Genomic DNA, 22,689 nt, shown 5'->3' with positions numbered 1-22,689 from the left:
GTAGACCCGTGACCGCGCACCGCAACCTCGGTTTCGTCGCCGCGGCGGCGACCCTGCTGGCCGCGGCGCCGCTGTCGGCGATCTTCCAGCGCTGGACGTGGCTGGTCCAGGCGGCCATCGTGGTCGCCGTGATAGCCGGCGCGGCCGCGCTGAGCCGACTGGCCCGCGCCCCCCTGTGGGGCCAGGTCCTCGCCATGCTGGCCGGCCTCACGCTCGGGCTGACCTGGATCTTCCCGGCCGGTGCCGAACTGCTCGCGTTCGTGCCCACGCCGGCCACCTTCGCCCACTTCGGCGAGCTGATCGGCGACTCGGTGCAGGACATGCGCTCGTACGGCGTGGAGGTGCCGGACGTCGACTCGCTGCTGTTCCTCACCGTGCTCGGCATCGGCGGCGTGGCCGTGGTGGTGGACGTGCTGGCCGTCGGGCTGCGCCGGCCGGCGCTGGCCGGCCTGCCCATGCTGGCGATCTACTCGGTGCCGGTGGCGGTCTACGTGGACAGCGTCCCGGCCACCCCGTTCGTGGTGGGCGCCTGCGGCTTCCTCTGGCTGCTGGTCACCGACAACGTCGACCGGGTACGCCGGTTCGGCCGCCGGTTCACCGGCGAGGGCCGGGACGTCGACGTGTGGGAGGCGTCGCCGCTGGCCGCGGCGGGCCGCCGGCTGGCGGTGGTCGGGGTGGCCCTGGCCGTCGCGGTGCCGCTGGCCGTGCCGGGAATGACCGGCGGGCTGATGGACACGGTCGCCAACGGCACCGGCGACGGCACCGGGCGGCCCGGACAGGGCGGCAGCCCGGGCCGGATCGACCTCTTCGCCGCGCTCAGCGGCCAGCTCAACCAGTCCGATGTGACCGACTTGGTCAAGGTGACCACGAACGAGCCGGCCCCGTTCTACCTGCGCTTCGGGGTGGCCGACGAGCTGCGCCCGGACGGCTTCCGGGTCCGGGTGCCCACCGGGCGGTCGGTGACCCGGAACCTGCCCGATCCGACGGAGCGCGCCGGGCGGGGCATCGACCAGCAGCGCTACCGGGCCACCGTCGAGGTGACGAAGAACCTCAACATGCCGCTGCTGCCGGTCTACGCCGAGCCGGTGAAGACCGAGAACCTCAGCGGCAACTGGCTCTACGACCCGAACCTGCAGATCGTCTTCTCCAACCGGGACAACTCCCGGGGGAAGCGCTACGCGTTCGACTACGTCCGCTCGACGTACAGCCCCTCGGCGCTGCGCGCGGCGCCGTCGCTCCCGGCCGACGACGCGGTGCTGCGCGGGCAGACCATCACGCCGTCGGTGCAGGCGGTCGACAAGCTGGTCGCCCAGCTCGTCAAGGGCCGGCAGAACGACTACGACAAGGTCCGGGCGATCTACGACTACTTCTCGGTGGAGAACGGCTTCACCTACTCGCTCTCCACCAAGGGCGGCACCAGCGGCGACGACATCACCGACTTCCTGACCACCAAGGCCGGCTTCTGCCAGCAGTACGCCGCGGCGATGGCCTGGCTGGTCCGGGCCGCCGGCATCCCGGCGCGGGTGGCCTTCGGCTTCACCAACGGCAGCAACTCCGACGGTGACACGTACGTGCTGACCAACCGGAACCTGCACGCGTGGACCGAGGTCTACTTCGGCGGGATCGGCTGGGTGCCGTTCGACGCCACCCCGATGGCGGCCGTCCCGGGCTCGGTCCGCTCGCCCTGGGCGCCGGACACCAACGCGCCCGAGGAGACCCCCTCGGTCCCCGGCGTGGACCCCACCGGGGACCCGCTCGACCCGTCGGCGGGCCCGACCGGACAGGACCCGCACGAGAAGAACGGCGATCAGGGTCTCAGTATCGGCGCGGGCGGCCCGAACCGGCAGACGCCGGTCTGGCCGTGGTGGCTCGGCGGGGTGCTCGCGCTGCTGGTGCTGCTCGCGGTGCCCGCGGTACGCCGGTCGGCGCTGCGCCGTCGCCGGCGGGCCCGGGCGGTCGCGCCGGCGGCGACCGTGCTGGCCGCCGTCCCCGGCCCCCGGGGCGGCACCCGGGACGTCACCGTCGGGGTGGACGCCGAGCGGGCCCGGGCGGACGCCCACGCCGCCTGGGACGAGCTGATCGACACGATGGTGGACTACCAGGTACGCGTCGACCGGACGGAGACCCCGCGGGCCACCGCCGAGCGGCTGGTCCGGGAGAGCCTCGCCGAGGACACCGGGGCGATGACCGGGGTGCGGCTGCTCGGCCGGGCGGAGGAGCGGGCCCGGTACGCGCGTGACCCGCTCACCGGCGAGGCGCTGCACCCGGCCCTGCGGTCGATCCGCGCCGCGCTGGCCGCCCGGGCCGACCGGCGTACCCGGATCATGGCGGCGCTGCTGCCCCCGTCGGTGCTGCTGCGCTGGCGTACCGCGGTGGCGGACCGGTCGACCCGGCTGGTCACCACCGGCGGGCAGGTGCGGAACCGGCTGCTGCGGTGGAATCCGCGCCGCCTCCTGGCGGGCCGTCCGGCCCGCTGACGGTCCGCCCGTCCGTCGGCGCTCCCCCGCCGGCGGACGGGCGGACAACCATCGGCGTCACGTCCCGGGCTCCCGTCGAGGTACGCCCCGGCGCCCCCGGCGTGCGCACAGGATCCGGGATCGTGCGCACAGGATCCGGGATGTAGTGGCCTCCGGCATTCGCCGATGCCACTACATCCCGGATCGAGCATGATCTTGGCGGCTGCCGGGTGGACGGCCCGTCAAGGGCGGGCGGCCGGAGCCGGCGAGGACGTCGCGGCGCCGGGGAGGTGTGGGCGCGGCGACCGAAGACACGGGGAAGAGCTCGGGCGCGGCGGCCGGAGGCACGGGGAGGGCCCGGGGCGCGGCGACGAGGAGGGCCGGCGGGATCGGGGCGCGGTGGGGCGCGCCGAGGGCGACCGGCGTGCGCGGGCCGGCGCCGTCAGGGGCGGGACGTGGTCAGCGGTGCCCCTCCGGGCGCTGCCGCCAGCGGTCCTCCATCCGGTCGAGGAAGGAACCCCGCCGGCCGGTCCGGCCGCGGGTACGACGACTGGTCGTGCCGCCCACCACGTGCAGGTCGGGCGACTGCGAGCGGCGGTGCGACTGCACCGCGTAGCCCAGTGAGGCCAGCATGACGACGAAGCCCGCCACGGCCACCGGGGTCATCTTGATCACGGCACCGTAGACCAGCAGGGCCAGACCAGCAATGACCACGCCGGCAGCGACGAGCACGCGACGCCGCGCGTGGAAACGCGGGTCGCTGGCGCGCACAGCCGAGGCGAATTTGGGGTCCTCGGCAAGCGACCGCTCGATCTGCTCGAACAGCCGCTGCTCGTGCTCCGAGAGCGGCACGGCACTCCTCCCCGGTCACGTGGGTCGACCCGGGCGGGCCGACAGACCGTGGCAGCCAACCGGCTGCTTGCCGTCAAGTCTACGAGGGGCCTCGCGCGTCGGAAAGCGGGACGACCTACGGCCGGGTCGGTTTTTCGACTCGTCGTGGATCACGCTTCCCGAGAAGACTGGCCGGACCTATGACGGACCGCCCGAATCGGGCGGCCGCCGCGTCCGCCGCCGCCTCCGCCTCCCGCCAGCCGCGTTCCGGCTCGCCCAGGGTGAGCTGGCGGGGCGTCTCCTCCGTGGCGGCCAGCCCCTCCATCCGTACGCCGACCAGGCGGACCGGCTCAGCGGGGGCCAGGGCGGTCCAGAGCGCCCAGGACGTGTCGAACATCTCCCGTGCGGTGTCGGTGGGCACCGTGAGGGTGCGCGAGCGGCTGACCGTGCGGAAGTCGGCCAACCGAACCTTGAGCGACACCGTCCGCCCCACCTGCCCGGCCGCCCGCAGCCGGGCGCCCACCTTCTCGGCGAGGGCCAGCAGCGCCCGCCGGATCTCCACCGGGTCGGTCACGTCGACGTCGAAGGTCACCTCCGCGCCGATCGACTTCTCCACCTGTTCCGGGGAGACCCGGCGCGGATCCCGCCCCCAGGCAAGCTCGTGCAGGTGGGTCGCGGCGGCCTCGCCGACCGCCCGGCGGAGCAGGCCGAGCGGCGCCTCGGCCAGGGCGCCGACGGTGTGCAGGCCGAGCCGGCGCAGCGCCTCGGCGGAGCGCTCCCCCACCCCCCAGAGCGCGTCGACCGGCAGGGGGTGCAGGAACTCGAGCACCCGGGCGGCCGGCACCACGAGCAGGCCGTCGGGCTTGGCCCGGGTGGAGCCCAGCTTGGCCACGAACTTGCTCGGCGCCACCCCGACCGAGCAGGTCAGCTCCTGCTCCTCGGCGACCCGGCGGCGGATCAGCCGGGCGATCTCCGCGGGCGGGCCGAAGAGCCGGCGGGCGCCGACCACGTCGAGGAACGCCTCGTCCAGGGAGAGTGGCTCGACCAGCGGGGTGACGTCCCGGAAGATCCGCATGACGGCCCGGGAGGCCGCCGAGTACTGGGTGAAGTCCGGCGGGAGGTAGACCGCGTGCGGGCAGAGCGCGCGGGCCCGGGCGGTGGGCATGGCGCTGCGCACGCCGTACCGGCGGGCCTCGTAGCTGGCCGAGCTGACCACCCCGCGCGGCCCGACGCCCCCCACCACCACCGGCCGGCCGCGCAGCTCGGGGCGGCGGCGCACCTCGACCGAGGCGAAGAACGCGTCCATGTCGACGTGCAGGATCGGGCAGCCGGTGTCGTCGGCGTCCGGCCCGAAGCGCGGATCACCGCCCCGGGGCAACGACTGGCTGCGGCCCATCCCCGCAGGCTAGCCGCCGGGTCCGACAACCGGGCCGGTCAGCCCCGCACCACCAGCAGCGGGATGGTCATCTCGGCGGCGGTGTCGGCGCCGTGGTACGCGACCAGCCGGGACACCATCGGCTTCTCCGACCGGGTGGCCACCACGGCGTACGTGCCGCGGCAGACCACCACCACGTCGCCGATCCGGCCCAGGTGCTCCTCCGGCACCGGCCCGAACCAGCCGGTGGCCACCGCCTCGTCCCGGGTGGTCACCCGGGCGGCGTCGCCGAGCACCGCCGACCAGGCGGCCACCACGTCGGCCGTCGCGCCGGGCTCGACGTGCAGGTAGCGGACCCGGGGCTCGCCGGCGACCACCCGGACGCCGGCCCGCAGCCGGGGGTCGACGTCCAGGTCGATCCGGTGCCCGTCGGGCACGTTGAGCTGGCCGTGGTCGGCGGTGACCAGCAGCGCGGCGTCCGCCGGCAGCCCGTCGACCAGCCGGGCGAGCAGCCGGTCGATCTCGGCGGCGGCCAGTTGCCAGGGGCCGGAGTCGACGCCGCTGAGGTGCCCCTGCTGGTCCAGGTCGGGGTGGTAGCCGGAGACCAGGGTCGGCCCGCCGCCGGCCGCGAGGGCGGTGAGCATCCGCGCGGCGAGCGCGTCCACGCCCGTGGCGCCCCGGTAGTCGCCGCCGCGGTTGGCGGCCAGGGTGAGGCCGCTGCCGGCGTACTCGGGGCGGCTGACCACGGTCACCGCGACCCCGGCGGCACGGGCTCGCTCGTACCAGGTGGGGACGGGTTGCCAGCGCAGCGGCTCGGGGTCGCCCACCCACTCGATGTGGGAGAGCACCCGGTCGGTGCCGGGGACCCGGACCGTGAAGCCGAGCACCCCGTGCGCGCCGGAGGCGGTGCCGGTGCCGAGGCTGACCAGGCTGGTCGGGGTGGTCGACGGGAAGCCGGTGGTGAGCGGGGTCCCGACGGCGGCGGCCAGGCCGGCCAGCGTCGGGGCGTACGCAGCGGCGGTGGGGATCTGGTACCAGCCGAGGCCGTCGACCAGCAGCACGGCGATCCGGCGTACCCCGGCCAGCCGGGGCGCCAGGCCGAGCAGGTCGGCCGCGCCGGGCACGCCGAGCACCGCGCACGCGCTGGGCAGCACGTCGATGAGGCTGCCGCCGTCGTAGTGGGGCGCGACCGGGTCGAGCGGGCCCACCGCCGGGCCGGTCATGCCGGGCGGCGGGCGAACAGGTGCAGTTGGGCGGCGAGATCCCGGTACGGCGGCCGGGCCGCCAGGGCCCGTTCCAGCTCGACGAGGGCGGCCGGCTGACCGTCCGCCACGGCGGCGGGGAGCAGGTCGGCCAGGACGCGTACCCCGTGGATCTCCTCGACGGCGAGCCCGGCGGCGGTGAGCAGCGCGGTGGCGCCGTCGGCGTCGTACCGCCGGCGGAGCGTGTCGCGGGGACCGGCGCTGCCGGCCGGGTCGACGGCGAGCGTGGCCGCGACGTCGAGGTGGCCGCTCATCGCCCGGGTGAGCACGGCGGCGGCCCGGCCGGCGACCAGGACGCTGGCCGCGCCGCCGGGACGCAGCGCGGTGACCAGCGCGGCCACCACCGGGGCCGGGTCGTCGACCACCTCCAGCACGGAGTGGCAGAGCACCAGGTCGGCGGTGGCCGGTTCGACCAGCCCGGCGAGCGCGTCGCCGTCGCCCTGCACCGCGCGTACCCGGTCGGCGACGCCGGCCTCGGCGGCCCGGCGGGTCAACGCGGCGAGCGCGTCGGGACTGGCGTCGACCACGGTGACCCGGTGGCCGGCCTCGGCGAGCGGGACGGCGAAGCCGCCGGTCCCGCCGCCGACATCGAGCACGGTGAGCTGCTCGCCGGCCCGCCGGTCCAGCTCGGCCCGGAGCACCGCCCAGATCACGGCGGTACGGGGGGTCAGGGTTCGGGTCTGCTCCACCCCGCCGAGCCTAGTCACCCGCGCCAGCGGGGTCAGGACTCGCCGCCTCCGGCGGGGTCCTCCTCGGCGCGCGAGCGGTGGGCGTTGGCCACCGGCCCGTCGGTCACCGGGTACTCGTGGACCTCGGTGTCGTGCGCCGGGACCCAGTCGGCACCGAGCCGGGTCCGTCGGGCGTTGGCGACGCCACGGTGGGTGTTGCTCCCCGTCATGGTTTTCCACCTTTCCTGCGTGGGCGACTCTGCCCACGCCGGCGGACCGTATCTCCGGCCCGTCGGTCGGTGAAACGGAGATGTGGCCGACGCCATGCCCGCCGGCGGCCCGGTGTGGCGAAGATCTCCGCCCGGTAGGCCTGTTGCCGGCGCACCGCCGGCCGGACCAGGCTGACCCGGTGGTCGTCCTGCTCGCCGCCTTCGGCATCGTGCTGCTCGGCGCCCTCGCGCAGGCGGTCAGCGGCTTCGGCTACGCGCTGGTGACGGTCCCGCTGCTCGCCGCCACGCTGGACCCGCGCAGCGCCGTCGTGCTCTCCGGGCTGACCAGCGTGGGGGCGACCCTGATCGCCGCGGTACGCGAGCGCGCCCACGCCCGCTGGCGGGTGGCGCTGGCGCTCATCGGGACCGGCCTGCTCGGGCTGCCGATCGGCCTGCTGGTGCTCGCGTACGCCCCGGAGCGGCTGCTCCGCGCGGTGATCGCGGTGGTGGTGCTCGGCTGCGTCGCGCTCGTCTGGTCGGGTGCCCGGATCCGTACCGGCCGGATCGGGCTCGGCGTGGTCGGCGTGCTGGTGGGCGCGCTCACCGCCGCCACCGGCACCAACGGGCCGCCGCTGGTCGCCGCCTTCCACTCGCTCGGCTACGACCCGCGCACCTTCCGGGCGACCGTCGCGGCGACCTTCGCCGGCACCGGCCTGATGGGGCTGGCCGGGTTCGCCGCGACCGGCCAACTGCACGCCGACGTGGTCCGCACGGCCCTGGTCGCGCTGCCCGCCGTGCCGCTGGGCTGGTGGCTGGGCAACCGGCTGTTCCACCGGCTCGACCCGGTGGTGTTCCGGCGGATCGTGCTGGTCGGGCTGCTCGGCAGCGCCGGCGTGGCGCTGGCCGGCCTGGCCGGGTGACGCCCGCCGCTCGCCGGCCCGGGCCGTGACGCCCGGCGCCGCTCGTCGGCCCCGGGCCGCGGGTGGCGGCGGCGGTCAGCGGAAGTCGCGGGACGCCGGGGTGACCGGCGGGTCGATCGCGTCCAGCCGGTCGGCGGTGAGGCTGGTGACCCCCTCGTGCCGCTGCAACCGCCCCCGCACCACCAGGGCCGCGCTGGTCCGGGCCACCCGCCGGTAGCGCTGCCACAACCCCGGCGAACAGGTGACGTTGAGCATCCCGGTCTCGTCCTCGAGGTTGAGGAAGGTGACCCCGCCCGCGGTCGCCGGCCGCTGCCGGTGGGTGACGATCCCACCGACCCGGATCCGCTGCCCGGGCTCCACCCGGCCGAGCCGGGCGATCGGCACCGCGCCGAGGTCGTCCAGCCGGTCGCGGATGAACCGGGCCGGGTGGCTCTCCGGGGACAGGCCGGTGGCCCAGACGTCGGCCACCAGGCGGTCCACCGCCTCCATCCCGGGCAGGGTGGGCGGAGCCGCGCCGGTCACCGTGCCCGGCAGCCGGCCCGGCCGGTCCTGCGCCGCCGCGCCGGCGGCCCAGAGAGCCTGCCGCCGGGTCAGCCCGAAACAGGCGAAGGCGTCCGCGGTGGCCAGCGCCTCCAGCTGCGCGGCGGTCAGGCCGACCCGGCGGGCCAGGTCCGGCATGTCCCGGTACGGCCCGTTGGCCGTCCGCTCCGCCTCGATCCGCTCGGCCACCTCGTCACCGAGGCTGCGTACGCCGCCCAGGCCGAGCCGGACCGCCGGGCCGCCCAGCCCCCAGGCGTGCGGCGGCTCCCCCGGCCGGCTCCCCCACCGGGTCTCCGGCGTGGACTCCAGGACCGCCTTGGCGCCGCTGGCGTTGATGTCGGGGCGGCGTACCTCGACGCCGTGCCGGCGGGCGTCGTCGACCAGGGTCTGCGGCGAGTAGAAGCCCATCGGCTGGGCGTTGAGCAGCGCGGCCAGGAACGGGCCCGGGTGGTAGCGCTTGAGCCAGGAGCTGGCGTACACCAGGTAGGCGAAGCTCATCGCGTGGCTCTCCGGGAAGCCGTAGCTGGCGAAGGCGGTGAGCTTGCGGTAGACATCGTCGGCCAACTCCCCCGTGATGCCCCGCTCGGCCATTCCGGCATACAGCCGGTCGGCGATCTGCGCCATCCGCTCCACCGAGCGCTTCGCCCCCATCGCCCGGCGCAGCTGGTCCGCCTCGGCCGCGTCGAAGCCGGCCAGGTCGATGGCGAGCTGCATGAGCTGCTCCTGGAACAGCGGCACGCCGAGGGTCTTCTCCAGGGCGTTGCGCATCAACGGGTGCGGGAAGGTGACCGGCTCCTGGCCGTTCTTGCGCCGGATGTACGGGTGCACCGAGCCGCCCTGGATCGGGCCGGGCCGGATCAGCGCCACCTCCACCACCAGGTCGTAGAACTCCCGGGGCTTGAGCCGGGGCAGGGTGGCCATCTGGGCGCGGCTCTCCACCTGGAACACCCCGACCGAGTCGGCCCGGCAGAGCATGTCGTAGACCTCGGGGTCGTCCAGCGTCATGTCGCCCAGGTCCAGGCTCATGCCGATCATGTCGTAGCCGTAGTGCAGCGCGGAGAGCATGCCGAGGCCGAGCAGGTCGAACTTGACCAGGCTGACGGCGGCGCAGTCGTCCTTGTCCCACTGGAGGACGCTGCGGCCGGGCATCCGCCCCCACTCCACCGGGCAGACCTCGATCACCGGCCGGTCGCAGATCACCATGCCACCGGAGTGGATGCCCAGGTGCCGGGGGAACGTCTGCAGCTCGTTGGCGTACGCGACGACCTCCTCGGGGATGTCCTCGACGTCCACCGAGGCGACCGACCCCCAGCGGTCGATCTGCTTGCTCCAGGCGTCCTGCTGCCCGGGCGAGAAGCCGAACGCCTTGGCCACGTCCCGCACCGCCGACCGGGGCCGGTACGAGATGACGTTGGCGACCTGGGCGGTGTGCTCCCGGCCGTACCGGGCGTAGACGTGCTGGATCACCTCCTCCCGGCGGTCGGACTCGATGTCCACGTCGATGTCGGGCGGGCCGTCGCGTTCCGGGGCGAGGAAGCGCTCGAAGAGCAGCCGGTGCCGGACCGCGTCCACGTTGGTGATCCGCAGCGCGTAGCAGACCGCCGAGTTGGCCGCCGAGCCCCGGCCCTGGCAGTAGATGTCCTTTTCCCGGCAGAAGGTGACGATGTCGTAGACCACCAGGAAGTAGCCGGGGAAGCCAAGGTCGTCGATCATCCGCAGCTCGTGTTCCAGCTGCGCGTACGCGTCGGGGTGCGCCTCGGGCGGCCCGTAGCGTTCCCGGGCGCCGACCATGGTGAGGTGCCGCAGCCAGCTCATCTCGGTGTGCCCGGGCGGCACCGGGTACGCCGGCAGCTTCGGCGCGACCAGTTGCAGGTCGAAGGCGAGTTCCGCGCCGAACTCGGCGGCCCGGGCCACCGCCCCCGGGTACGCGGCGAACCGCGCCGCCATCTCCGCGCCGCTGCGCAGGTGGGCGGTGGCGGCGGCGGGCAGCCAGCCGTCGATCTCGTCCAGGCTGCGCCGGGCGCGTACGGCCGCCAGGGTGGTGGCCAGCCGGCGCCGCCCCGGGGTGGCGTAGTGCACGTTGTTGGTGGCCACCGTGGGCAGTCCCGCCGCGGCGGCCAGCTCGGCCAGGGCGTCGTTGCGGTCGGCGTCGACCGGGTGCCCGTGGTCGGTCAGCTCCACCGCCACCGTCTCCGGGCCGAAGAGCTGGGTGAGCCGGTCCAGCTCCCGGGCGGCCGCGTCGACGCCCTCGGTGAGCAGGGCGGCGGGCACGTGCCCCTTGCGGCAGCCGGTGAGCACCAGCACGTGGTCGCGCAGCTCGGCCGCGACCTCCTCCAGCTCGCCGTAGACCGGGCGGCCCTTCTCGCCGCCGCGCAGCTGGGCTCGGGAGATGGTGGCGGCGAGCCGGGCGTACCCCTCGTGGCCGTGGGCGAGCACCAGCAGGTGCCGGCCGAGCGGGTCGGGCTCGCCGTTCTGCGGGCCGGGCAGCCCGAGGGAGAGCTCGGCGCCGAAGACCGTCGGCAGGTGCAGCGCGCGGGCCGCCTCGGCGAAGCGCACCACGCCGTAGAAGCCGTCGTGGTCGGTGACGGCGAGCGCGGTGAGCCCCAGCCGGGCGGCCTCCTCGGCCAGCTCCGCGGGGTGGCTGGCGCCGTCGAGGAAGCTGAAGTTGGAGTGCGCGTGCAGCTCCGCGTAGGGCACCGCGTCGTCCGGCCGGGGCAGCTCGGGGGCCTCGTACTGCTGCCGCTTGCGGCTCCACGCCGGGGAGTCGCCCCCGTCGGCGTCGACCGCGAGGGGATCCACCACGTGCAGGTGCCGCTCGCCCCGGTGCCCCCGGGACCGCCCGCCACCGGGCCGCCCGGAGAGCACCTGCTCCAGCTCGGACCAGGGCATGTTCGGGTTGTGGAAGCTCACCGCCCCACCCCGCGTCCAGGGGGTGCTGAGATCCTGGAAGGTTCCGGCCCTTGGCGGGGCCCGAATCTTCCGAGGTCTTTCGCGCCGGCCGTGCCGACCGGACGGCAGATGACTGGCGGTCGCCTACGCGTCCGCCCGGGCACGGTCGTGCGCCGCTCAGTCATAGATCGCCTCCACCAGCCACTGGCCGCCCTCGACCGCGAGCAGCAGGGCGGCGCCGTCGGCCAGGCAGACCTGGAACCGGGCCCGGCGGCGCGCCTCGGCCGGCGCCCACCAGCGCTCGTCCACCGGCCACGGACCGGCCCAGCCGACGATCTCGGCCGGTCGACCGGTGCCGACGACCAGCCGGGCCGGCGCGGCGCTCACCGCCAGCCGGGCGCTGACCACGACCGGCTCCCCGGCGGCGTCGTGCACGGTGGCGAGGAGCGGGGTGGGCAGCACCACGGCCGGCGCGGGCGGCGGCAACCGCCCCGGCCACGGCGGGTCGGCCGCCACCCCACCGGACCGCCCCCCGCCCGCCCGCGCCGTGCCGCCCGCCCGAGTCACCCCACCGGGCCCCGCCACCGGTGATCCATTCGCGGTGCGGCGAGTCGCGCCTTCCGGGGCGGGGGATGCCGCGGTCTGCGCCCATCCCGGATGGATCGAGGGCTGGCCGCCGGGCCCGGCCGGCCCCGGGCCGTCTGGCAGGGCCGGCTCACCCGTCGAGGTCGGGCCGGCCGGCAGGGGCGGCGGGCCGGGGCGGGCCGGCCGGCGTTCGTCGCCCCACGGGACCAGGCGTACCTGGTCGGCCGGGGAGCGCCCGCCGCCGAGCACGGCGGTGACCACCGCCTCGGGGCCGAGGATGCCCTGCACCCGGCTCAGCGCGCGGTGCGCCCGCTCCCGCTCCTCGCCGGTCTCGCCCCACAGCCCGGGTTGCAGGCCGGCCTGGGCGAGCACCCCGTCCGGCACCAGCCGCAGCCGGATGATCCCGGCGGTGGGGCGGGTCGGGCGGGCGCCGCCCCGGCCGTTGCTGCCGGAGAGCCAGCCGTCCAACTGCCAGCGGACCCGGTCGGCGATGGCCGCGGCGGTGAGCAGGCCGTCGTGCCGCCAGACCCGGTGCAGCTCCTGACCGTGCGCGGTGACCGCCTCGATGCCGAGCCGGGTGCAGGCCAAGCCGTAGCCGGCGAGCCGCTCGTGCAGCTGCTCGGCCAGCATCCGGGCCGCGAACGCCGCGGCGTCGACCCGGTCGAGCGGCTCGTCGTAGTCGGCGGTGACGGTCAGGTCGGCCGGCGGCTGCCGGACCGCGAGCGGCCGGTGGTCCCGCCCCGCGGCGAGGCGGTGGGCCAGCGCCCCGTCGAACCCGAACCGGGCCAGCACGTCACCGGCGGGCAGGGCGGCGAAGTCGCCGAGGGTGCGTACCCCCAACCGGCGCAGCAGGTCGGTCAGGGCGGGCCGGCCGAGCGCCTCGACGGGCAGCGCGGCCAGGAACTCGGGGCTCCCCCCGGGCGGCACGATCCGCCCGTCCCGGGCGGCCAGCCCGGCGGCGAAGACCCCGTCGGCGATGCCGACCTGACTCTCCACCGCGCAGCTCTGGGCGACGTGCTCGACGATCCGCTCGGCCGCCGCCTCCTCGCCGCCGAGGTATCGGCTCGGACCCCGGGCGGCCAGCGCGCAGGCTCCGGGGCGGAGCACCTCCACGCCGGCGGCCACTTCCTCGACGGCGGCCACCACCGGCTCGAACGCCCGGGCGTCCCGGCCGGGGTCGTGGTCGACGACGGTGAGCTGCGGGCAGCGCCCCTGCGCCTCCCGTCGGCGCAGCCCACGGCGTACGCCCTCGGCGCGGGCCCGCTCGGAGCAGGCGACCACCCGGTTGGCGTGCAGCACCACGACCGGGTCGGTGGCGGGCACCCCGTCGACGATCTCGGCGGCGAGGACCGGCCAGTCCGGGCACCAGAGCAGCAGGGTCCGCACCGGCGCACCGCTCATGCCGGCCCGACCACGGTGAGCGCGCCGCGGCGGGACCGGGCGGCGACAGCGGACCCGGCGGCCGGCGCCACCACCCGAAGCCGCCCGGCGCCCGGCCCGGTGGCCACAGCGGCGGGCGACGGGGTGGAAGCGGGCCGCGCGGCGACGCCGGCCCCGGCCGACCGGGGGATGACCCGGGTCAGCTCGTCGCCGGGCAGCCAGACCTTGATCTCCTTGGGTCGGGCGGCGGCGCCCCGCCCGCGCGCCGAGACGGTCACCTCCCGGCGGCGCAGCCGGCCCCGGCCCGCCCCGAGCCCCTCCCAGACGCCGCGCACCACCTGGAGCGTGACGTCCGCGCCGTCCCACCGGCCGTACGGGACGAGCACGCTGCCGCGCTGCCGGGCCCGGGCGGCCAGCCGGTTGGCGACGGAGGCGGAGACCGTGGTCGGCACGGCGGTGACCACCACGTCCACCCCGTCGATGAGCGCGGCGACCACGGTGGGCCACTCGGGGCCGGGGTTCGGCACCAGGGCGAGCCGGTCCAGGGCGATCCCGGCCTCGGCCGCCGCGCCGGCCCCGAAGGTGGGCACCCCGACCACGGCGCACCACGAGCCGGCCCGGGACGCCTCGGCGAGCAGGGCGAGGATCAGCGACGTCCCGCCACTGCGCCGGGGCTGCCCGACGCCGACCGCGATGGTGCTGCCGCGCCGCAGCCCGCGGTGGGGCAGCAGCCCGGTCAGCTCGCGCCGGACGGGCAGCACCCGGTGGCCGCCCGCCGGGTCCGGCGCGCTCGCCGGACGCACCAGCTCGGCCAGTGCGGCGGAACCGACCACCATGCGGCCCGCCATCGGACTACCCCCCGTCGTGTCGCGCGGGGTTCGTCCCCCGTCAGGTGCTGGGTGTGCTGAGTGCTGGATCAGGACAGTGCGCCGGGTGACGCGCAGCGGCGTCCGGCCACCACCCGGGGTCCCGCCGGTGGCGGTGGCCGGACGCCACGACTCAGGCCGCGAGGCCGTCGATCGCCGGCTGGTGGGCCAGGCCGAGCGCGGTCTCCACCACGGCCACGAACTGTTCGGCGGCGCGGAGCAGGTCGTCGGCCTCCCGGGCGGTGACCACCCGCGGGATGCCGGCCTCGGCGGCGGCCCGTTTGCCGGCGCCGGCGGCGAAGTAGGCGGCCCACTCGTCGAGCTCGGGGGCGACGCCGGCGAGCAGCACCCAGACGCTGGTGATCCGGTTGCGCCGAGTGGGTGCGGGGCGGGCGCGGGCGGCGAGCAGGGCGGCGGCGGCGCGCAGCGCCGCGAGGTGGGCACCGGCGTACCGGAGGCCGTCGGGGCGGGTCCGGGCGGCCTCGGCCAGCCCCTGGCGGGCCACCACGAGCAGCTGGGCGGGGGTGCGGTGCGGCAGCACGTGCGCGGGCACCGTCGGCGCCTGGGCCGGACTGGTCGGCATGGTCTCTCCTCCGCGTGGGCCGGGGCGGGCGGGCCGCGCGACGGATCGGATCCGCCGGCGGGGACGCCCGGAGCGGTGGTGCGGAGGAAGACGCACCGGTGTGGGAGCCGGCCGGGTGTGGACGCTTCCCCACACCACACCCGGCCGGCGTACCGGCGGGTTCGTCGCCCGCCGCCCGGGGGTCGTGGGCGGCGGGCGACGATCCTGCCTGACGGGTCCGGACTCGCGACTGTCCGGAGCCCCGGTGCGGTCCGCGGAACCGCACCTCCCGGGAGCCGGAGCCGCGAAACACCGCTCCCGGGCGTTGGAACGAGCGTACGACCGAATCGAACACTCGTTCTAACTACCCCGACAGTACACCTCCCCACCGACGAAAATGCAACGTGTGACGCGCCGGCGGCGCCGACCCACCCCCGGACCGGCGCGCCACCGGGACACGCCGGAGAACGGTTCGGATTCTCAGCCGGGGCACAGCATCGGCAAAGGGGGCACAGAGTTCCCCGGCCCAGGGTTGACGTCATGAACGTCAGCCGTACCGAAGAGACCCTCCGGTGACCGCCGCCGTGGCCGACCGGCGGGCCGTACGCCCCGCCCTGCCGGCGGCCCCCGCCTGGTGGGCCGATGTCGCCGGCAGCGCCGCGGTGCTCAGCCTGCTGGTCGTCACCGCCCTGTGGACCGCCGACCGCGGGGTGCAGGAGCTGGTGGGCGGCGTCGCCACCGGGCTCACCTCGCTCGGCCGCCTCGCCGGCCTGGTCAGCGCCGACCTGATGCTCATCCAGGTGGTGCTGATGGCCCGGGTGCCGCTGATCGAGCGGAGCTTCGGCCAGGACCGGATCGCCCGCTGGCACCGGCTCGCCGGCTTCACCTCCTTCCACCTCCTCCTCGCCCACGTGGTGCTGACCGTCCTCGGGTACGCCGGCACCGCCCGGCAGGGCGTGCTCGCCGAGACCTGGGACCTGGTCGTCACGTACCCGGGGATGCTGCTGGCCACGGCGGCGCTGGCCCTGCTCGTGCTGGTGGTGGTGACCTCGGTCCGGGCGGCGCGCCGCCGGCTGCGCTACGAGTCCTGGCACCTGCTGCACCTGTACGCGTACCTGGGCGTCGCGCTGGCGCTGCCGCACCAGCTCTGGACCGGCGCCGACTTCCTGGCCTCGGCGACGGCCCGCGCCTACTGGTGGACCGTCTACCTGCTGGCGCTGTCCAGCGTGCTGGTCTACCGGCTCGGGCTGCCCGCCTGGCGGTCGCTGCGGCACCGGATCGAGGTGGCCGCGGTGGTCCCCGAGGCGCCCGGGATCACCTCGGTCTGGCTGCGCGGGCGCGACCTGCACCGGCTGCCCGCCCGGGCCGGGCAGTTCCTCCTCTGGCGGTTCCTGGACGGCCCCGGCTGGTCCCGGGCGCACCCGTACTCGCTGTCGGCGCCGCCGACCGGGGGCCTGATGCGGATCACGGTCAAGGACCTCGGCGACGACAGCGCCCGGGTGGCCACCCTGCGCCCCGGCACCAGGGTGCTGGTCGAGGGGCCGTACGGGCGGCTGACCGGGGAGCACTGGCGGGGCGGCGGGATCACCATGCTGGCCTGCGGGGTCGGGATCACCCCGCTGCTGGCGCTGCTCTGGGAGCTGCCGTACGCCCCCGGCGAGGCGGTCCTGCTCTACCGCGCGCGTACCCCCGACGACCTGGCCTTCCGGGCGGAGCTGGACCGGCTCGCCGCGGAGCGCGGGCTGGTCGTGCACTACCTGGTCGGTCCCCGGGCGACGCGCCCGGCCTGGCTGCCGGCGTACGCCGAGGGGATGTCCGACGCGGAGGCCCTGCGCCGGCTCTCCCCCGGCGTCGCCGCCCACGACGTCTTCCTCTGCGGACCGGACGGCTGGGTCGACGCGGCCCGCGCCGCCGTCCGCGCGGCCGGGGTGCCCGACGCGCACACCCATCACGAACGCTTCGCCTGGTGACAGGCGCGAAAGGAGGATCCGTGCGACGGATCACCATCTGGCTGCTCTCCACGGTGGCCGCGCTGGTCCTGCTGTTCAGCTACAAGACCAGCACCATGGGCGCGGGTGGGGAGAGCAGCGCGATCGCCTCCGGCTCCGACGGCGGGGCGGGCAGTTCGTGGAGCGCGACCGACGACGGCGCCGGCACGGACTCCGGCTCGTCCGGCTCATCCGGCTCGTCGGGCTCGTCGGGCTCGTCGAGCGGCAGCGGCACGGCCACCGGGTCGGTGGCGCAGACCCGGTGGGGGCCGGTGCAGGTGCGGATCACCGTCTCGAACGGGAGGATCACCGACGTCACCACCCTGCAGGTGCCCGACAACAACCACCGGGACCAGGAGATCAACGACTACGCCGTGCCGATCCTGCGCCAGGAGGCCCTGGCCGCGCAGAGCGCCCAGATCGACACCGTCTCCGGCGCCACCGTCACCAGCGACGGCTACCGGGAATCGCTGCAGTCCGCGATCGACGCGGCACACCTGAGGTGAGGACGCGATGGGACCTGACCAGGGAACTCGACCGGCGCGCCTGGGTGGAGCAGGTGATGGGGCTGCCGGTCAGTGTGCACCTGCGCGGGCCCGAGGTGCACGCCGACGTGGTGGCGGAGCGGGTGGGGCGGGTCTTCGCCGAGCTGCGCGGGATGGACGCGGTGTTCAGCACGTACCGGCCGGACAGCGTGCTGGGCCGGCTCGGCGGCGCGCTGCCCGACCCGGCCACCGTCGACCCGGTGGTGCGCGAGGTGGTGCGGCGCTGCGCGGAGGCCCGCGCGCGGACCGGCGGGTGGTTCGACGCGCGGCGTCTGCCGCTGCCCGGCGGCGGCCTCGGCTTCGACCCGTCCGGCCTGGTGAAGGGGTGGGCGGTGGAGCGGGCCGCGCGGCACCTCGCCGACCTGCCCGGGCACGACCTCTGCCTCAACGCCGGCGGGGACGTGCTGCTGCGTACCGCGCCGGGCCGGCCGGCCTGGCGGGTCGGGATCGAGGACCCCGACCGCCCCGAGCGGATGCTCGACGTCGTCGAGCAGGCGCACGGCGCCGTCGCCACCTCGGGCACCGCGCGGCGCGGCGCGCACATCACCGACCCGCGGTCCGGCCGGCCGGCCGAGGCCGTCCGGTCGGTCACCGTGGTCGGCCCCGAGCTGCTCTGGGCCGACGTGTACGCGACCGCGGCCGTCGCCCGCGGCGCGGACGCGCTGGACTGGCTGGCCACCCTGGACGGGTACGCGGCGCTGCTGGTGGACGCCGCCGGCCGGGTCCGGGCCACCCCGGACTGGCCCGGCTCCCGGCCGGCGGGTCAGACCCGCGCCGCGTAGTCGGGCAGATCGGCCTCGGTGGCCAGCGACCCGGTGCCGCGCACCAGCATCGACTGGACCGGGCGGGCGGCCAGCAGCCGGTCGCGCAGCCACAGGCCCCACCCGCTGGCCGGGGCCAGGAAGTGGCCGGGGTTGGCGCCGCGCTGCCAGCGGGCGGCGTACCCGCGCATCCGCCGCTCGTACGCGGGCAGCGCGACCCGGTGGTCGCCGCCGGCCAGGGCCAGCTCGCCGGCGAGCACGTACGCCCCGACGATCCCGGTGCCGACGCCCATCCCGCCGAGCGTGACGCCCCACGCCGCGTCCCCGAGCAGCACGCTCCGGCCGGTGTGCCAGCGGGGCACCCGGACCTTGGCGATCGCGTCGAAGTAGAGCTCCGGCGCGTCCCGCAGGCCGGCCAGCAGCCGGGGCACGTGCCAGCCCAGCCCGGCGAAGGCGTCGGCGATCAGCGCCTTCTGCCGCTCGGGGTCGAGCCGGTCGTGGTCCTGCCGGGGCCCGGCGAAGACCACCAGGGCGGTGGCCCGGTCGGGGTCGCGCGGGTCGGCGGAGACGCTGGCCATCCGGCCGGGCACGTTGTACTGCCGGGGGACGGCGTCCGCCCCCAGGTCGTTCGGCAGGTCCCAGCCGGCCAGCTGGTAGCCGAGGTGGGTCACGTACGCCGACTCCGGGCCGAGGGCCAGCCGGCGCACCCCGGAGTGCATGCCGTCCGCGCCCACCACCAGGTCGACGGTGCGGGAGGCGCCCCGGGCGAAGTCGACGTGCACCCCGTCGGCGGCGTCGGTGAGCGCGGTGATCCGGTCGCCGAACCGGTACTCCACCCGGTCGGCGCCGTGCTCGTACAGGATCCGGGACAGGTCCCGGCGGCGGACCTCCAGCTCGCCGCCGGCGAACTCGGCCGGCAGCCGGAAGATCTCCCGGCCGTGCTCGTCGACCCGGCTCATCGCGCCGGCGTGGGTCTGCACCGCGCGCAGCTCGTCGAGCACCCCCATGGCGGCGAGCACGCCGAGGTGGGTCGGCCCGCGGAAGTCGACCGCGAAGCCGCTGGTCCGCAGCGCCGGGGCGGCCTCGACGACGGTGACCTCGGCCCCGTGCCGGGACAGCCACCAGGCCACCGCGGGACCGGCCACCCCGGCGCCGGAGACGAGCACGCGGAAGCCGCGCAGTGCAGAGGACATGATCTTCTCCCCCAGGATCGAAACTGTGTCCGTCGGATACAGAGTATCGTAGACACAGTTTTGAGCCGTGGACAAGAGAGGGTGCGCGTGGAGACCGGTGGCGTGGACGAAGGACGGCTCTACGAGCTGCTGTGGGGCACGCCCAGCGGCCCCCGCCGGGGCCCCCGCCCCACCCTCACCCTCGACGCGATCGCCCGGGCCGGCATCGCCATCGCCGACGCCGACGGGCTCGAGGGGCTGACCATGCAGCGGGTCGCCGAGTCGCTGGCCGTCACCAAGATGGCCCTCTACCGGTACGTGCCCGGCAAGGCGGAGCTGGTCGCCCTGATGCTGGAGACGGCGATGGGCGAGCCGCCCCCACCCCGGGCGGGCGCGGACTGGCGCGGCCAGCTCGACGACTGGACCCGGCAGATGTTCGACCGGTTCCGCCGCCACCCGTGGGCGCACGCCGCCACCATCGCCCCCCGGGTGCCCGGCCCGCACGAGCTGGCCTGGCTGGAACGGGTGGTCGCCGCCCTCGCCGGCACCGGGCTGACCGGTGGCGAGCAGATGGACGTCGCGGTGCTCCTGATCGGACACGCCCGCAACCTGGCCCAGCACTCGGCGGCCGGCACCGCGCCGGCGCAGGGCCGCGAGGCCGGGCTCGCCACGCTGCTGCGCGGCCGGGAGGACCGCTTCCCGGCGCTGGACGTCGCGCTCCGCTCCGCCGCCGCCGAGGCCGCCGGCGACCAGGCCCTCGACTTCGGCCTGGCCCGCATCCTCGACGGCATCCAGGCCCTCATCACCACCCGCCGCCCCACCTGACCGCCCCGGGCCGCCGCCCCAGGGGCCGCTGTCCCAGGGGCCTGTTTCCCGGAAAGAGTGGCCATCCACGTGGGAATGGCCGCTCTTTCCGGGAATCAGTGCGGATCTTGAGTGTGCGGCGGGACACGGCGTGGGCGGGTGGGGCGCGTCGGGAGGCGGTGGGGAGAATGGGGGCATGCAGCCACACCCGAACGTGCAGGCGGTGCAACAGGCGCTCGACGACGCGGGCGCGCGGGACGGTTCCGGCGGGGCGAGCCAGGTCCGCCTGCTGCCCGCGGCGGTGCACACCGCCGCGGCGGCGGCCGAGGCGCTCGGCGTCGGGGTCGGCGCCATCGCCAACTCGCTCATCTTCGACGCCGACGACGCGCCGCTGCTGGTGCTCACCTCCGGCGCGCACCGGGTGGACACCGCCGGGCTGGCCGCGTCCATCGGGGTCACCCGGCTGCGCCGGGCCACCCCGGAGTTCGTCCGGCAGCACACCGGGCAGGTGATCGGCGGGGTCGCCCCGGTCGGCCACCCCCGGCCGCTGCGCACCCTGGTGGACACCGCCCTGGCCGGGTACGGCGAGGTGTGGGCGGCCGGCGGCGTGCCCCAGGCGGTCTTCCCCACCACGTACGCGGAGCTGCTGCGGATCACCTCCGGCACCCCGGCCGAGGTGGCGTGACCGCCGTCCCCGAGCTGGTCACGCTGCACGTGTGGCGGATCCCCCGGCCGGCGGTGCCCGGCGCGCTGGGGCGGATGGCGGTGCACCCGGCGCGGCTGCGCCGCCTCCCCGGGGTCCGGTTCGCCAAGCTGCTCGGCACCGGGACCGGCACCGGCTTCGGCCCGGGCGACGCCGACCCGACCCGCTGGGCCGCCCTGGTGGTGTGGGACTCCCCCGCCGCCGCGGCCGGCTTCGACGCCTCGCCGGTCGGCCGCTCCTGGGCCCGGGCCGCTCGCGCCGCGGTCCGGGTGGACCTGCGCCCGCTGACCGTCCGGGGCGAGTGGTCCGGCCGGCGGCCGTTCGGCGAGCCGTCCGGCGGCCCGGTCGACGGGCCGGTGCTGGCGCTGACCCGGGCCCGGCTGCGGCCCCGCCGGGCGGTCACCTTCTGGCGGGCGGTCCCGCCGGTCGCCGCGGCCCTGCACGCCGCGCCCGGGCTGCTCGCCCGGTTCGGCGTCGGCGAGGCCCCGCTCGGCTGGCAGGGCACGGTGAGTCTGTGGCGGGACCCGGCGGACCTCGTCGCGTTCGCGTACCGTCACCCGGAGCACCGTGCCGCGATCACCCGCACCCCCACCGAGGGGTGGTACGCAGAGGAGCTGTTCGCCCGGTTCGCGGTACGTGACGTGGTCGGCGACCGGACGGTGCTGGGCTGGGCCGAGGGCGGCCCGGCAACGGTGAGAGGACACGCATGAGGTTGGTCCGCTGGACGCCGGACGATCTGGTCCGGCGGCTGGACGACGTGGTGGCCGTCTACGGCGAGGCGATGGGCTACCGCGCCGACCTGCTGGAGGCGCGGCGCGGCTACATCGCCACCCACGTCCGCCGGCCCGGCTTCCGCGCCGTCGCCAGCCTCACCACCGAAGGGCACCTGGCCGGCTTCGGGTACGGCTACCTCGGCGCCGCCGGCCAGTGGTGGCACGACCAGGTGCACCGGGCGCTGGACACGCACGCCCGGCAGCGCTGGCTGACCCACTGCTTCGAGGTGGTGGAACTGCACGTCCGGCCGCCCGCGCAGGGGCACGGCCTCGGCGCCGGCCAGCTGCGCGCCCTGCTCACCATGGCGGAGGGGACCACCACCCTGCTCTCCACCCCCGAGGCGGACGAGCAGAAGTCCCGGGCCTGGCGGCTCTACCGCCGGTTCGGCTTCGTCGACATCCTGCGGCACTTCCACTTCCCCGGCGACGAGCGGCCGTTCGGGGTGCTCGGCCGGGACCTGCCGCTGCCCCCGCCCGGCCCCGTACCGGCCACGTCGTGATCCGGCGCCGGCTGCCCTGGGCGCTGCTGGCCGTCCTCGTCCTCGCCCAGGTCGGCTACCCGCTCACCGCCGACGCCGCGCGGGCCGGGCTGACCGTGGCCACCGTCCTGCTCGGTTGGCTGCTCTCCGTCGGGCACGCCCTGCTCAGCCGGGGTACGCGTACCGCGCTGGCGCTGGTCGCGGTGGCCACCGGCGGCGGCTTCGCGATCGAGGCGCTCGGGGTGGCCACCGGCTTCCCGTTCGGCGGCTACGACTACTCCGGCGAGCTGGGCCCGAAACTCGCCGGGGTGCCGCTGGTCATCCCCCTCGCGTGGACCTGGATGGCCTGGCCGGCCTGGCTCGCCGCGGTCCGGCTCACCGAGCCCGCCCCCGGGCCGGCCGGGGAGCGGCCGGCGCGCGGGTGGGTGGGCCGGGTCGGCCGGATCGCGCTCGCGGCGGTCGGGCTGGCCGCCTGGGACCTCTTCCTCGACCCGCAGATGGTGGCCGAGGGCTACTGGGTCTGGCGGGACCCCACCCCGGCGCTGCCCGGCCTGCCCGGCGTCCCGGCCGGCAACTACCTGGGCTGGCTGCTCTTCGCGGTGCTGCTGATGGCCGCGCTGCGCCCGCTCGCCGGGCCGGCCGTCGACCGCGCCGACGCGGGGGACGCGCCGATGTTCGCGCTCTACCTGTGGACGTACGCCGCCAGCGTGCTGGCGCACGCGGTCTTCCTCCGGCTGCCCGCCTCGGCGCTCTGGGGGGCGGCCGGCATGGCGGTGGCCGCCCTGCCGCTGGCCGGGGCGCTGCTGCGGGCCCGGCGCGCCGGTGGCCCGCCCCGGGCGGTGGCGCCGGTGGCCCGGCCGGGCGTCGACACCCCGGCATGAGCGGGCGAACAGGCCGGCCCGGTGCGCCGGCGCCCCGGCG

The 22,689-nt window shown here is 76.6% G+C and carries 20 protein-coding genes; 10 read left to right on the top strand and 10 right to left on the bottom strand.

Annotated features, from left to right (window positions below):
- Positions 1-8 precede the first annotated feature (8 nt).
- Complete coding sequence (locus ACGFI9_RS17470) at positions 9-2,477, top strand: DUF3488 and DUF4129 domain-containing transglutaminase family protein (RefSeq protein WP_393178998.1); 2,469 nt, start codon at positions 9-11, stop codon at positions 2,475-2,477.
- A gap of 438 nt (positions 2,478-2,915) precedes the next feature.
- Here ACGFI9_RS17470 and ACGFI9_RS17465 read toward each other — a convergent pair whose 3' ends face one another.
- The 5 genes from ACGFI9_RS17465 to ACGFI9_RS17445 all read right to left on the bottom strand — a co-directional run bounded on the left by ACGFI9_RS17465 (position 2,916) and on the right by ACGFI9_RS17445 (position 6,822).
- Positions 2,916-3,308, bottom strand: coding sequence for a DUF3040 domain-containing protein (locus ACGFI9_RS17465; protein ID WP_393178996.1), 393 nt, complete (start codon positions 3,306-3,308; stop codon positions 2,916-2,918).
- Positions 3,309-3,423: 115 nt separating this feature from the next.
- Positions 3,424-4,683 carry a DNA polymerase IV gene (locus ACGFI9_RS17460; RefSeq protein ID WP_393178995.1) on the bottom strand — a complete coding sequence of 420 codons (1,260 nt, stop codon included), beginning with the start codon at positions 4,681-4,683 and terminating at the stop codon, positions 3,424-3,426.
- 38 nt (positions 4,684-4,721) lie between these two features.
- A complete protein-coding gene (locus ACGFI9_RS17455) occupies positions 4,722-5,885 on the bottom strand; it encodes an alkaline phosphatase family protein (RefSeq protein WP_393178994.1) in 1,164 nt (387 codons plus the stop codon).
- Positions 5,882-6,631 carry a methyltransferase domain-containing protein gene (locus tag ACGFI9_RS17450; RefSeq protein ID WP_393178993.1) on the bottom strand — a complete coding sequence of 250 codons (750 nt, stop codon included), beginning with the start codon at positions 6,629-6,631 and terminating at the stop codon, positions 5,882-5,884. The genes ACGFI9_RS17455 and ACGFI9_RS17450 overlap by 4 nt, the downstream gene beginning before the upstream one ends.
- A gap of 14 nt (positions 6,632-6,645) precedes the next feature.
- Positions 6,646-6,822: a hypothetical protein gene (locus ACGFI9_RS17445; RefSeq protein WP_198940230.1), complete on the bottom strand. Its 177-nt coding sequence runs from the start codon at positions 6,820-6,822 to the stop codon at positions 6,646-6,648.
- Between the two features lie 179 nt (positions 6,823-7,001).
- On the opposite strand from ACGFI9_RS17445, the gene ACGFI9_RS17440 reads away from it, so the two are divergent.
- Complete coding sequence (locus ACGFI9_RS17440) at positions 7,002-7,721, top strand: sulfite exporter TauE/SafE family protein (protein WP_393178992.1); 720 nt, start codon at positions 7,002-7,004, stop codon at positions 7,719-7,721.
- 75 nt (positions 7,722-7,796) lie between these two features.
- On the opposite strand, the gene ACGFI9_RS17435 is transcribed toward ACGFI9_RS17440, so the two are convergent.
- The 4 genes from ACGFI9_RS17435 to ACGFI9_RS17420 form a co-directional block, all read right to left on the bottom strand.
- Entirely contained in the window at positions 7,797-11,171 is a 3,375-nt protein-coding gene (locus ACGFI9_RS17435; protein ID WP_393178991.1) for an error-prone DNA polymerase, read from the bottom strand.
- Positions 11,172-11,327: 156 nt separating this feature from the next.
- The gene (locus ACGFI9_RS17430) at positions 11,328-13,136 is read right to left on the bottom strand and encodes a DNA polymerase Y family protein (RefSeq protein ID WP_393178990.1); all 1,809 of its coding nucleotides are present in this window, start codon (positions 13,134-13,136) and stop codon (positions 11,328-11,330) included.
- A complete protein-coding gene (locus tag ACGFI9_RS17425; RefSeq protein ID WP_393178989.1) occupies positions 13,133-13,963 on the bottom strand; it encodes a hypothetical protein in 831 nt (276 codons plus the stop codon). The genes ACGFI9_RS17430 and ACGFI9_RS17425 overlap by 4 nt, the downstream gene beginning before the upstream one ends.
- A gap of 151 nt (positions 13,964-14,114) precedes the next feature.
- Positions 14,115-14,564, bottom strand: a complete 450-nt coding sequence (locus ACGFI9_RS17420) for an SAV_6107 family HEPN domain-containing protein (RefSeq protein WP_393178988.1) — start codon at positions 14,562-14,564, stop codon at positions 14,115-14,117.
- Positions 14,565-15,115: 551 nt separating this feature from the next.
- On the opposite strand from ACGFI9_RS17420, the gene ACGFI9_RS17415 reads away from it, so the two are divergent.
- The 3 genes from ACGFI9_RS17415 to ACGFI9_RS17405 are packed head-to-tail and all read left to right on the top strand — an operon-like array spanning position 15,116 to position 17,858.
- Positions 15,116-16,513, top strand: a complete 1,398-nt coding sequence (locus ACGFI9_RS17415) for a ferric reductase-like transmembrane domain-containing protein (protein WP_393178987.1) — start codon at positions 15,116-15,118, stop codon at positions 16,511-16,513.
- Positions 16,514-16,533: 20 nt separating this feature from the next.
- A complete protein-coding gene (locus ACGFI9_RS17410) occupies positions 16,534-17,037 on the top strand; it encodes an FMN-binding protein (RefSeq protein ID WP_393178986.1) in 504 nt (167 codons plus the stop codon).
- Positions 17,034-17,858 carry an FAD:protein FMN transferase gene (locus tag ACGFI9_RS17405; RefSeq protein ID WP_393178985.1) on the top strand — a complete coding sequence of 275 codons (825 nt, stop codon included), beginning with the start codon at positions 17,034-17,036 and terminating at the stop codon, positions 17,856-17,858. The genes ACGFI9_RS17410 and ACGFI9_RS17405 overlap by 4 nt, the downstream gene beginning before the upstream one ends.
- On the opposite strand, the gene ACGFI9_RS17400 is transcribed toward ACGFI9_RS17405, so the two are convergent.
- On the bottom strand, positions 17,840-19,030 hold the full coding sequence (locus ACGFI9_RS17400) for an FAD-dependent monooxygenase (protein WP_393178984.1): 1,191 nt from the start codon (positions 19,028-19,030) through the stop codon (positions 17,840-17,842). The genes ACGFI9_RS17405 and ACGFI9_RS17400 overlap by 19 nt on opposite strands.
- A 102-nt stretch (positions 19,031-19,132) precedes the next feature.
- Here ACGFI9_RS17400 and ACGFI9_RS17395 point away from each other — a divergent pair, with 102 nt between their 5' ends.
- The 5 genes from ACGFI9_RS17395 (at position 19,133) to ACGFI9_RS17375 (ending at position 22,649) form a co-directional block, all read left to right on the top strand.
- Complete coding sequence (locus ACGFI9_RS17395; RefSeq protein ID WP_393178983.1) at positions 19,133-19,834, top strand: TetR/AcrR family transcriptional regulator; 702 nt, start codon at positions 19,133-19,135, stop codon at positions 19,832-19,834.
- Between the two features lie 175 nt (positions 19,835-20,009).
- Positions 20,010-20,498, top strand: coding sequence for a YbaK/EbsC family protein (locus ACGFI9_RS17390; protein ID WP_393178982.1), 489 nt, complete (start codon positions 20,010-20,012; stop codon positions 20,496-20,498).
- Positions 20,495-21,226, top strand: coding sequence for a monooxygenase (locus ACGFI9_RS17385; protein ID WP_393178981.1), 732 nt, complete (start codon positions 20,495-20,497; stop codon positions 21,224-21,226). The genes ACGFI9_RS17390 and ACGFI9_RS17385 overlap by 4 nt, the downstream gene beginning before the upstream one ends.
- Positions 21,223-21,789 (top strand): GNAT family N-acetyltransferase, encoded by a 567-nt coding sequence (locus ACGFI9_RS17380; RefSeq protein WP_393178980.1) that lies wholly within the window; start codon positions 21,223-21,225, stop codon positions 21,787-21,789. The genes ACGFI9_RS17385 and ACGFI9_RS17380 overlap by 4 nt, the downstream gene beginning before the upstream one ends.
- Complete coding sequence (locus ACGFI9_RS17375; protein WP_393179355.1) at positions 21,789-22,649, top strand: carotenoid biosynthesis protein; 861 nt, start codon at positions 21,789-21,791, stop codon at positions 22,647-22,649. The genes ACGFI9_RS17380 and ACGFI9_RS17375 overlap by 1 nt, the downstream gene beginning before the upstream one ends.
- The last annotated feature ends 40 nt before the right edge of the window (positions 22,650-22,689 follow it).

The sequence above is a fragment of the Micromonospora sp. NPDC048930 genome, assembly GCF_043197935.1.
In the GTDB taxonomy this organism is placed as follows: domain Bacteria; phylum Actinomycetota; class Actinomycetes; order Mycobacteriales; family Micromonosporaceae; genus Micromonospora.
This window is presented reverse-complemented; position numbering and strand designations above follow the sequence as displayed.